Origin of the sequence: Pseudophaeobacter sp., assembly GCF_039971195.1 — a bacterium.
Lineage (GTDB): Bacteria > Pseudomonadota > Alphaproteobacteria > Rhodobacterales > Rhodobacteraceae > Pseudophaeobacter.
This window is the reverse complement of record NZ_JBDWPJ010000111.1, coordinates 1-11,000: the sequence shown is the minus strand read 5'-3', so window position 1 is coordinate 11,000 and position 11,000 is coordinate 1. Positions and strand designations below refer to the sequence as shown.

Sequence of the window (11,000 nt, the reverse complement as noted above, 5' to 3'; positions counted from 1 at the left end):
ACCGATATTGGCCATCACCCAGTGATGCATCGCAGGCACCATATGGCTGCCCATCTCGATGACAAAAACCGGCAGGGTCAAGGCGCCGGCAATGATCACCTGCCGGGTCAGAGACTTGATCTCATCCGCCTTGCGCTGACTGGCCTCCTCCCGTGCATCGGTTTCAGCGCCCTGCAGGGTCGCCGGATAGCCAGCCGTCGTGCTGGCCGCAGCCAGATCTGCCGCCCGGGTCGCCCCGGTCAAATAGCTGACCTCGGCCCGTTCAGCGGCCAGATTCACCGATGCGCTCACCACGCCGGGTACGGACAGAAGTGCGGCCTCGGCCCGGCCAACACAGGAGGCACAGCTCAGCCCCTGAATATCGAAGCTGACTTCAGACAGGGCGGCGGGGGAGCCTGCAGCCGCTAGTGCGCCGGTCAGTTTAGACAGTTCCAGGTCTTCATTTGCTTCCACCTGCGCCTTGGAACTCGCCAGGTTGACCGAAGCCGATGTGACACCTTCGAGTGCAGCCAAGGTACGTTCTGCCCGGCCTACGCATCCCGCACAGCTGAGGCCGGTGATTTGCAGTGAATGATGGCGCTGGTGCATGAGGGTCTTCCCAGAAGTGGTCTATGTCTGTTGCCGGATATGGGGCTTCCAGCGAGGGGAAGGTCAAGAGCCTCCTTGCAGAAAATCAGAACTCTTTTGCCATAGCCTCGGCGGTTGCCGTTTTGCAATGACACAGGTCAACTGACCGGAACACGGCATTTTCCGTCGCTTTTGGCAGAGGCCTGGGAGCGCAAAAAAGGTAGAGCCATAGGCAATGCTTGCTTGATGACTTTGGCGGTTGTAACGCTAGAGACAGCAGGCTGAGGCCCGGCCGATTTCAGGTCAGCCACAGGCCGCGACTAGAAAGACACCCACAGCCCTCTGCTGGTCAGATCCGGCAGGCAGGCCCTGGAACATTACGAAGGATCAAACAGATGATGCGCACCCGTGCCGCCGTTGCAATTGCTCCGGGCAAACCGCTCGAAGTGATGGAGGTGAACCTCGAAGGCCCAAAGGCCGGCGAAGTTCTGGTAGAGATCAAGGCCACTGGCCTGTGCCACACCGATGAGTTCACCCGCTCGGGCGATGATCCAGAGGGTATTTTCCCGGCCATTCTGGGCCACGAAGGCGCCGGCATTGTCTTAGAGGTTGGCGAAGGCGTCACCAGCCTCGAAGTGGGCGACCACGTGATCCCGCTCTATACCCCGGAATGCCGCGAGTGCGACTATTGCCTCAACCCCAAAACCAACCTGTGCCAGGCGATCCGCTCGACCCAGGGCGCTGGCCTGCTGCCCGATGGCTCCACCCGGTTTTCGATGCTGGATGGCACCCCCATTCACCATTACATGGGCTGCTCGACCTTTGCCAACCACACCGTGGTGCCTGAAATCGCTCTGGCCAAGGTGCGCAAAGACGCGCCCTTTGACAAAATCTGCTACATCGGCTGCGGCGTCACCACCGGCATCGGCGCGGTCATCAACACCGCCAAGGTTGAGATCGGCTCTACCGCCATTGTCTTTGGTCTCGGCGGCATCGGGCTCAATGTCATTCAGGGGCTGAAACTGGCTGGTGCTGACCAGATTGTTGGCGTTGATCTCAACCCCGGCAAGATTGAAATGGCAACGCATTTTGGCATGACCGATTTTGTAAACCCGGCTGAGGTCTCCGGCGATCTGGTGGCGCATCTGGTGGAGCTCACCGGTGGTGGTGCGGATTATACCTTTGATGCCACCGGCAATGTGCAGGTCATGCGCACCGCCTTGGAAGCCGCCCACAAGGGCTGGGGCGAGAGCATTATCATTGGCGTGGCCCCTGCGGGCGCCGAGATCTCTACCCGCCCCTTCCAGCTGGTCACCGGACGCAGTTGGCGTGGCACCGCATTTGGCGGCGCGTCAGGACGCACCGATGTGCCGAAGATTGTCGACTGGTACATGGACGGCAAGATTGAGATCGATCCGATGATCACCCATAAGCTGACACTGGATCAGATCAATGAAGGTTTTGATCTGATGCATGCCGGTAAATCGATCCGCGCTGTTGTAGAATTCTAGTCCAGCAACAAAGCATTAGAGGACAGGCGCAGCCCCACCGGGTCTGCGCCTTTTCTTTTAGCCGCCGACAATCAGCAGATCTTTGGGGAAATTTGTCAAAACCTGGCAGCCGTCCTCGGTGACCAGAACGTCATCTTCGATGCGGACGCCAAATTTACCTGACAGGTATAGCCCCGGCTCATTGGTGTAGACGGTGCCAGCAGGCAGTTCCTGATGATTGCCACGCATGACATAGGGTGCCTCATGCACATCGCGGCCCAGACCATGGCCTGTTTTGGTGCGGATGTGATCGCCATAGGGAGAGCTCTCCAGCACGCCGGTCACCACATCATCAATCTGATGCGCCGTCACACCGGCGCGGGTCGCCTCCAAACCGGCCATATTGGCCGCCAGGACGGTTTCATAGACCGCCCGCCCCTCGGCACTGACCTCGCCGACAAACACTGTGCGGGTAATATCGGCGCAAAACCCACCTTTGCGAGCGCCAAAGTCAAACAACAGGGCATCGCCGGATTGGATTTTGTAGTCCTCGCGCGCATGGCCGTGCACCCGCGCCGAATTGTCCCCGGCGACTACAATGGGTGTAAAGGCCAGCCCATCGGCGCCCTCAGCAAACAGCGCCTGAATAAGGCGGCCTTCAATCTCTTTTTCGCTCTGGCCGATTTCCACCGTTTCCAGCACCTGATGCAGGGCCCGCTCTGACAGATCAATCGCGGCCTGCATTGCCGCCAGGTCAGCCTCGGTCTTGATCATGCGAAGGCCGGAAATCTGCTTTTCAGCGTCGATGATCTGCACCTCCGGGCTGGCTTGTTTCAGGGCGTGGTGCACAAAGACCCGCATGACCTGGCCCTCAACCGCCAAGCTGCTGAGGCGCATATGTTCGGCCAGCGCGTCAAAGGCTGGCTGGTAGCCATCCTGATCCCGCCAATCAAAAACCACCCCGTCAAATCCAACCAACTCCCAGGATCCCAGCTCTAGATTGGGCACAATCGCCGCCGGCACGCCCTGCGCCGGGATCACCAGTACAAAGGGCCGTTCGTGACTCATGAATTCCTGCCCCAGGACGCGGGTAAAGTTTGGCCCTGGCACCAAGGCCAGCGCGTCTACCGACAGAGATTTTGCCAACTGGCGATAGTCTGCAAAGGAAGGGGACATTGGGGGCTCCAAGAAGGGTTGAGACAGATGTAGATTTTAGCCAGAATATCGTATCCAATTTACATTACTCAAAGTCAATCCACGGCGAACTCCAGCGCCTGAATTCCCGCAAGCATGGTAAAAAAGTTGCTAATATCCTGCCCTTAAGGATAATGCCCCTATGCGCACACCGTCACACTGTGGCCATTCCTTTGGCTTTTCCCACACGGAATACGCGCCCCTTTCCATCCCCCAGCCTCGGGAGACCCATAGCCAATGTTTTCCGTTCTAAGAAACCGCGGCTTTCGCCATATGTTTGCGGCGCAGTTGATTGCCATCCTTGGCACCGGATTAGCCACTGTGGCTCTGGGGCTGATCGCCTATGATCTCGCCGGGGCCGATGCCGCCATGGTATTGGGGGTGGCGCTGACCATCAAAATGGTCAGCTATGTGACCCTTGCCCCGATCGCAGCTGCCCTGGCAACGCAATTCCCCCGGCGCAGCTGGCTGGTGGGCCTTGATATCCTGCGGGCACTGGTGGCACTGGCGCTGCCCTTTGTCACTGAAATCTGGCAGATCTACGTGCTGATTTTTGTTATGCAGGCCTCGTCAGCCGGGTTCACCCCTGCCTTTCAGGCCAGCATTCCCGATATCCTCACCGATGAAGAAGACTACACCAATGCGCTGTCCCTGTCGCGACTGGCCTATGATATCGAAAGTCTGTTATCGCCTTCTTTGGCGGCGCTGTTGCTCACCCTGGTGGCCGCAAATTCGTTGTTCTTTGGCACTGCCATTGGATTTATCGCCTCAGCCCTGCTGGTGGTCTCAGTCACCCTGCCCAGCCCCAAGCCCAGCGCGCGCAAGGGGTTCTATGAGCGCACGACGCTTGGGATCCGCATTTACCTCAAAACCCCGCGTCTGCGTGGGTTGCTGGGGCTTTCTGCGGTGGCTGCCGCCACTAGTGCCATTGTCATCATCAATACCGTTGTGATCATTCGCTCTGAACTGGGCCTGCCAGAAAGCAGCGTGGCGCTGGCGCTGGCGGCCTTTGGCGCTGGTTCGATGCTGGCAGCCCTTTTCCTGCCACGGCTGCTGGCCAAAATGCAGGACCGCTCTGTCATGATCACTGGAGCTATGATCGCCATATCGGCGCAGGGCCTGCTGGCAGCCTATACGCAACTCTTCGGCCCCGCGCTGGAGCCAGTGCTGATCAGCTGGTTCCTCTCTGGTCTTGGCTACTCTACCATCTTCACCCCGTCGGGGCGGTTGCTGAAACGCTCTGCCCATCCAGAGGACCGCCCGGCGGTCTTTGCCGCCCAGTTCACCCTGTCCCATGGCTGCTGGTTGATCACCTATCCGCTGACAGGTTGGAGCATGACTGTGTTGGGCATGGTGCCCTCTCTGCTCTTGCTAAACGGGCTGGCGATTTGTGGCTTGATCTATGCGAGATCACAATGGCCCGCCGATGATCCTGAGGTCTTTGCTCATGACCACCCGGAGCTGCCTGCGGATCATCCCCATCTAGCGGCCACTCGCCAGGCCGGTCAGGATCCAAAGGGGCATGAACATGCTGTGGTGATTGACGCCCTGCACAAGAACTATCCATCACGCCCGGACTAGGTGCAACGGCCACCCCGGCTGCCGGGCACAGATACCGTTAGCTTTCGGTCAAGGTTTCCACCGCATCCAGAGTGACGTCATAGCCCCAAAGACGGCGCAGATGATTGAGCACTTCGCAGCGATTGTCCTCTTCCAGATGGATACCATCGCGGACCGTATGGGTGAGGATCAACCGCCGATCACCGCCAAGATCCGCATCTGTGACCTGAATGTCAGGCTCGAGATAGGCCAGATCATATTGCTGTGCCAGCGCGCGGCGGATCGCCTTATAGCCGGCCCGGTTGTGGATCTGGCTGACCACCAAATCCTGCTGCGCCTCTTCGTCCACCAGGGCAAACAATTTGAATTTGCGCATCAGATGTGGCGACAAAAATTGCTGGATAAAGCTTTCGTCGCGGTAATTGGCCCAGGCATCGCGTAGCACATGGCGCCAATTCGCGTGGCCCGCGATATCGGGAAACCATTCGCGGTCTTCATCCGTTGGCTCTTCGCAGATGCGTTTGATATCCATCATCATGGCAAAGCCCAGCGCATAGGGGTTGATGCCTGAATAGCGCGGGTCGTCATATTCGGGCTGAAGCACCACATTGGTATGGCTGTGCATCATCTCCATATAGGCGCCTTCACTCAGACGCCCCTGCGAGAACAGTTCGTTGATGATATAGTAATGCACAAAGGTGGCGCAGCCCTCGTTCATCACCTTGGTCTGTTTCTGCGGATAGAAATACTGCGCCAACATCCGCACAATGCGCAGCAACTCGCGCTGCCAGGGCTTGAGCACCGGACTGTGCTTTTCGAGGAAATACAGGATATTCTCCTGCGGCAGGTTCAGCTTTTTGCGGCGCGCCCTGTATGGCTCATCCTTTGGCTCCTCGGCGCTGTCCCGCCCCATGGTGGCATCGGTCCAGATATCCAGCAAGCTGCGGCTGGCCTCATAGCCATCGCGTACCCGCTGCATCGCCTTCAGTTCCTGCGCGGTGGGTTTGGGCGGACGGCCATAGCGAAACACCCCCTGGGTCTGCAAGGCATGAGCCGCGTCCAGGACCTCCTCGACCGCATCCAGCCCATAGCGCTCCTCGCAGGCTGCGATGTAGTTCTTAGCAAAGGCCAGATAATCATGGATGCCATCGGCATCGGTCCATTGCTGGAACAGGTAGTTGTTCTTGAAGAAGTGATTATGACCAAAGGCCGCATGGGCCATCACCAATGTCTGCATCGCCATGGTGTTTTCTTCCATGTTGTAGCTGATGCAGGGGTTGGAGTTGATGACGATTTCATAGGCCAGCCCCTGACGCCCCGTCCGGTAAAGCGCCTCGTCGCGGGCAAAATGTTTGCCAAAGGACCAATGCTGATACATCAGTGGCAACCCGGTGCAGGAATAGGCATCCAGCATCTGCTCGGCCGAGATGATCTCGATCTGGTTCTGATAGACATTCAGCCCCAGATCGTTGAGCGCGATATCCTCGATGGCGTCGCGGGCTTTTTCCAGTAAGGGAAAGGTCCATTCTGGCCCATCAAACAACAGTGGTGATCCGGGTTTGGCGTCAAGCATTCTGGCCCCCTTTCATCCGTGGCAGAAAGAACTCCCTGAAGATCGGATAGATATGGGCAGCATGGGCCACCCGCTGCATTTCAAAATGCGGCGCCTCAGCTTTTACTTGCCGGTAGTTCTGCCACAGATCATCCCCGACCTCCGGGTCCATCATTAGGGCATCCGCCCCTTCTTCGACGATTTCCATATAGGCGTAGTACTGGCAGACCGGCAGCAGATCCTCGAGCAGCAGCTTTTTGCAGCGCATCGAGTCATTGCCAAAGTTTTCCCCGTCTGAGGCCTGCGCTCCGTAGATGTTCCATTCATCTGGCGGATAGCGTTCGGCGATGACCTCACGCATTTTGTCGAGTGCCGTCGAAACGATGGTACCGCCGGTTTCACGGGCATAGAAAAACGTCTCTTCGTCCACTTCCTGCGCATGATGGGTATGGCGAATGAACACCAGCTCAGTCTGTTCATAGCAGCGCGACAAAAACAGGTGCAGCAGTAGGAAAAACCGCTTACCCAGATCCTTTTCGCGTTCCTGCATCGAGCCAGAGACATCCATCAGGCAAAAGACAACCGCACGGGACTTGCGGATCTTTTCCGGCACATGGGTGTCAAAGCGCAAATCAATCGGATCAATATAGCCGACCACCCTGCGCTTGCGCTGCAAAGCCTCCAGCCGCGTCTGCAACTCTTCCAGCAAATCGGCCTGGGCTTTCGAACGTGAGGGCAGTGCCTCCAGCATCTCGATCTCTTCTTGCAGATCAGTCTCTGCCTGGGCCGAGGGACGCCGCAAAGCAATCCGCCGCCCCAGAGAATTGCGCATGGTGCGCACCAAGTTGAGGTTATTGGGCGTGCCTGCGGTGGTGAGCCCTGCCCGGCGGGTGCCAATAGTTTCCGTCTCCACCGTGGATTTTTCCACCAGATCCGGCAGCTCCAACCCGTCAAAGAGGATTTCGAGGTATTCATCCCGCGTCAGCGTAAAGGAAAACTCGTCATCACCTTCACCGTCTTCTGAGGCCTCACGCCCGCCCTGCCCGGTTCCGCCTTTGGGTTTTGGAATGGTATCGCCAACCACAAAGTCTTTGTTGCCCGGCAGGACATATTTTCGATTGCCGCCTTTGGAGCCATGAAAGAACCGGGGCTCCTGCAATCCCTTCGCGGGGATTGTCACTTTTTCTCCGTCTGGCGGGACGCCATCTCCATCCTGTATAGATTTGTCCCGCACCGACCGATCAACGCGCTCTTTAATATTCTCCCGGGCGCGCCGCAGAAACCGTTGCCAGTTGCCGTGGCTTTTGCCCTTTGGATTGGAGCGTCTGTCGATGAATTGATGCATCTGTTCCGCTGCCTCTTGTTACCCTGCCTTATTGACCCGCATGTACCACTCCACCAGACGCCGAACCTGGCGATCAGTGTAGCCATGGCTGCGCATGCGCTCGACAAACTCCTGATGTTTGCTCTCGGTCTTGCTGTCCTTTTTGCTGCCAAAACTGATCACCGGCAGCAACTCTTCGACCTGGCTGAACATGTGTTTTTCGATCACGTCGCGCAGTTTCTCGTAGGAGTTCCACGCCGGGTTTGACCCGGTATTGGCACGATGGCGCAGGGCAAATTTCACCACTTCGTTGCGGAAATCCTTGGGGTTGGCGATGCCCACGGGCTTTTCGATCTTGCTCAGCTCCCCGTCGAGGATTTCCCGATCATAAAGCTGGCCCGTATCCGGGTCCTTGTAGTCCTGCTCTTCAATCCAGGCATCCGCATAGGAGATGTAGCGATCAAAGACGTTCTGACCGTATTCGGTATAGCTCTCTAGATAGGCCTTCTGGATCTCGTTGCCGATGAATTCCTCGTAGCGCTGCGCCAGATCGGTCTTGATGAACTCAAGGTATTTGGCTTCGGTCTCGGCCGGGAACTGTTCCCGTTTGATCATCTGCTCCAGCACATACATCAGATGCACCGGATCGGCCGCGATCTCATCGGTGTCAAAGTTGAAGGTCGAAGACAACACCTTGAAGGCAAAGCGGGTGGAGATGCCGTTCATGCCCTCATCAACACCAGCCCGGTCCTGATACTCCTGAACCGTCTTGGCCTTGGGGTCTGTATCTTTCAGGCTTTCACCATCATAGACCCGCATCTTGGAATAGAGGTTGGAGTTTTCATGGGGCTTGAGCCGGGTCAAGACCGAGAAGCGGCTGAGGATCTTCAGGGTTTCCGGTGCACAAGGTGCTTCGGCCAGCTCGCTGTGCTGGATCAGCTTGTCGTAAATCTGCGCCTCGTCGCTGACCCGCAGGCAATAGGGCACCTTCACGATCGACACCCGGTCGATAAAGGCCTCATTGTTCTTGTTGTTCTTGAAGGTCTGCCATTCGCTTTCATTGGAATGCGCCAGCACCAGCCCGGTAAAGGGAATGGCCCCAAAGCTCTCGGTGCCCATATAGTTGCCTTCCTGGGTCGCGGTGAGGAGCGGATGCAGCATCTTGATTGGCGCTTTGAACATCTCGACAAATTCCAGCACACCCTGGTTGGCCCGGTTTAAGCCACCGGAGAAACTATAGGCGTCCGGATTGTCCTGGCTGAAATGTTCCAGCTGGCGGATGTCGACCTTGCCCACCAGGGTCGAAATATCCTGATTGTTCTCATCTCCGGGCTCGACCTTAGCGACAGCCATACGCCGCAGCCCCGAAGGGTAGATCCGTGCCACGGTGAATTTGCTGATATCGCCGCCAAATTCATCCAGCCGCTGCACCGCCCAGGGCGACATCAGCCCCGGCAGGCGATGGCGCGCTATACCGTATTCTTCTTCCAGAACCTTACCCATCCGCACCGGATCAAACAGGCCAAGCGGGCTTTCAAAGATCGGCGACAGCTGATCGCCTGCCTTCAGCACATAGATCGGCTGGTCTTCGACCAGACGTTTAAGCTGCTCCGCCAGCGAGGACTTGCCACCGCCCACAGGGCCGAGGAGATACAGAATCTGCTTGCGCTCTTCCAACCCCTGGGCCGCATGACGGAAATAGCCAACGATGCGCTCGATGGTGTCTTCCATCCCGTAGAAATCTTTGAAGGCACTATATTGCTTGATCGTCCGGTTCTGAAAGATCGGCCCCAGCCGGGCGTTCTTGGATGTATCAACCAACTCCTCTTCGCCAATGGCCTTGAGCATCCGCTCCGCCACATTGGCATAGAGGCTCGGATCATCGCGACAGGCATCGAGATAGTGATATAGTGACATCTCCTGTTCGCGCGTCTGGCCGTACTGCTCTACAAAAATCTCGGCAATGTCTTTCATCGGGATCTAGCCTCCTGAGTTACGCTTCGCCCTTCCTCCTGGCGGTGGTGAAAACGCACAGACAAAGGGAGCCCAGCGCCTGGGCCATGGATGTCCGCGGTCGTTCGAAACTGTTGAATTCTGCTCTGTATGTACGGTGTCTTAAACACCGGGCGCCCGCTCTGATCAGGTGGGCTTGGTCCGGTAATCGAGTATCTCGGACGCCGTTCAGTCTGCCGCAAGGGTACACTAGTTGCGAGTTTCATACTATTATGAACTGGTATCTTTTTAGTTAATTACCAGCAGAATTTTAGGGAAACTGCTCCCGCCCTTCGCACATCTTGGTGAGCCAGCCTCCCGGCCCGGCCGAGTTTTGGCCACTCCTGACCAGTCCAAAAGGTTTTTTTCAGGCAGATCTGTTCAGGAGTGGCCCTGAATCTCTACCCTGTGGCCCTGCGCTCTGAAAGTCACCGCTCAACAGCTTTGGCCAAAAACTCGCCGCCACATTCTCCTTAGCTCTCCGGCCTAGCGGTCTGCTTTGACTCCCTTTTTTGCCGCATTTCAGACCAATCGCTCCCAGGGTGTCAAAAATGGGGTCCGGTTAACCTTTTGTTAACAAAGCCCCAAAATCCCTGCGAAATGGCCGGTTCGGGCAGAAAACCTGCGGCAAACAAGACACTATAGGCCTTAATTCATCCCGCCTTAATGCGATGGATGGCTAGACATTTGATTAAAATTCGACGCAATATACTCGCAATATGGCCGCAAAGAACGGCCTTCGGCAGAAACATACAGGCACCGGATCCTCCGCAACCCCATGAATTAGGGCGTTGTGAGGTCTAGAAGCGAGCGGCAAAAAAATGAGCACTGTTGGATTTATCACCCGTGATCTTTCGGGCACCACCCGTCAAAGCACTTTTTCTGAGGGGTCTCCCTCTCTTCTCAATGTCACCCACTCCAAGGACATCTCGCTGAACCTCAGCGCCTCGGACATTGACAGCTACGTACGGCGGGGCTCTGATCTCCACCTCGTACTGGCCGATGGCCAGATCCTCGTTCTGCAGAACTACTACAGCGGCGGAACGCCCGGCGGCAAAAACCTGTTCCTCAGCGAAGAAGGCAATTTTGTCGAGGTTATTCTCGAGGACAAGGCCGAGGGTGCGCTGTTTGCGAGCTACGAGCCCCTGGATATTTCCGGCAAGTGGTCGGCCTATGACGATATGGTCTTCTTGGATGTGGATCGCATCGAACCAGTTATTGCCCCCCTGGCGGCCGCTCCCCTTCTGGGTGGCGCAGGTGCTGCTACTGCAGCAGGCGTCGCGGGCGTTGCCGCAGTTGTAGGCGGCGGCGGTGGTGGTGG

General features: G+C 57.1%; 8 protein-coding genes. 3 read left to right on the top strand and 5 right to left on the bottom strand.

All coding sequences use genetic code 11. The features are described 5' to 3' along the window. On the bottom strand, positions 1-588 hold a 588-nt coding region (locus tag ABJP42_RS09985), incomplete at its 3' end, for a heavy-metal-associated domain-containing protein (protein WP_348340161.1). A gap of 377 nt (positions 589-965) precedes the next feature. On the opposite strand from ABJP42_RS09985, the gene ABJP42_RS09980 reads away from it, so the two are divergent. Next, entirely contained in the window at positions 966-2,078 is a 1,113-nt protein-coding gene (locus ABJP42_RS09980; protein ID WP_348340162.1) for an S-(hydroxymethyl)glutathione dehydrogenase/class III alcohol dehydrogenase, read from the top strand. Positions 2,079-2,135: 57 nt separating this feature from the next. On the opposite strand, the gene ABJP42_RS09975 is transcribed toward ABJP42_RS09980, so the two are convergent. Further along, on the bottom strand, positions 2,136-3,233 hold the full coding sequence (locus tag ABJP42_RS09975; protein ID WP_348340160.1) for a M24 family metallopeptidase: 1,098 nt from the start codon (positions 3,231-3,233) through the stop codon (positions 2,136-2,138). A 255-nt stretch (positions 3,234-3,488) separates the two neighbouring features. On the opposite strand from ABJP42_RS09975, the gene ABJP42_RS09970 reads away from it, so the two are divergent. Beyond that, positions 3,489-4,832, top strand: a complete 1,344-nt coding sequence (locus tag ABJP42_RS09970) for an MFS transporter (RefSeq protein ID WP_348340159.1) — start codon at positions 3,489-3,491, stop codon at positions 4,830-4,832. A gap of 37 nt (positions 4,833-4,869) precedes the next feature. On the opposite strand, the gene ABJP42_RS09965 is transcribed toward ABJP42_RS09970, so the two are convergent. From ABJP42_RS09965 to ABJP42_RS09955, 3 genes are read right to left on the bottom strand one after another with little or no spacing between them, the layout of a single operon-like run. Further along, positions 4,870-6,384 carry a SpoVR family protein gene (locus ABJP42_RS09965; RefSeq protein ID WP_348340158.1) on the bottom strand — a complete coding sequence of 505 codons (1,515 nt, stop codon included), beginning with the start codon at positions 6,382-6,384 and terminating at the stop codon, positions 4,870-4,872. Further along, positions 6,377-7,708, bottom strand: coding sequence for a YeaH/YhbH family protein (locus tag ABJP42_RS09960; protein ID WP_348340157.1), 1,332 nt, complete (start codon positions 7,706-7,708; stop codon positions 6,377-6,379). The genes ABJP42_RS09965 and ABJP42_RS09960 overlap by 8 nt, the downstream gene beginning before the upstream one ends. An 18-nt stretch (positions 7,709-7,726) precedes the next feature. Next, complete coding sequence (locus ABJP42_RS09955) at positions 7,727-9,661, bottom strand: PrkA family serine protein kinase (RefSeq protein ID WP_348340156.1); 1,935 nt, start codon at positions 9,659-9,661, stop codon at positions 7,727-7,729. An 839-nt stretch (positions 9,662-10,500) separates the two neighbouring features. Here ABJP42_RS09955 and ABJP42_RS09950 point away from each other — a divergent pair. Continuing rightward, positions 10,501-11,000, top strand: a 500-nt coding sequence (locus ABJP42_RS09950) for a BapA/Bap/LapF family prefix-like domain-containing protein (RefSeq protein ID WP_490363209.1), incomplete at its 3' end; no start/stop codon positions are given.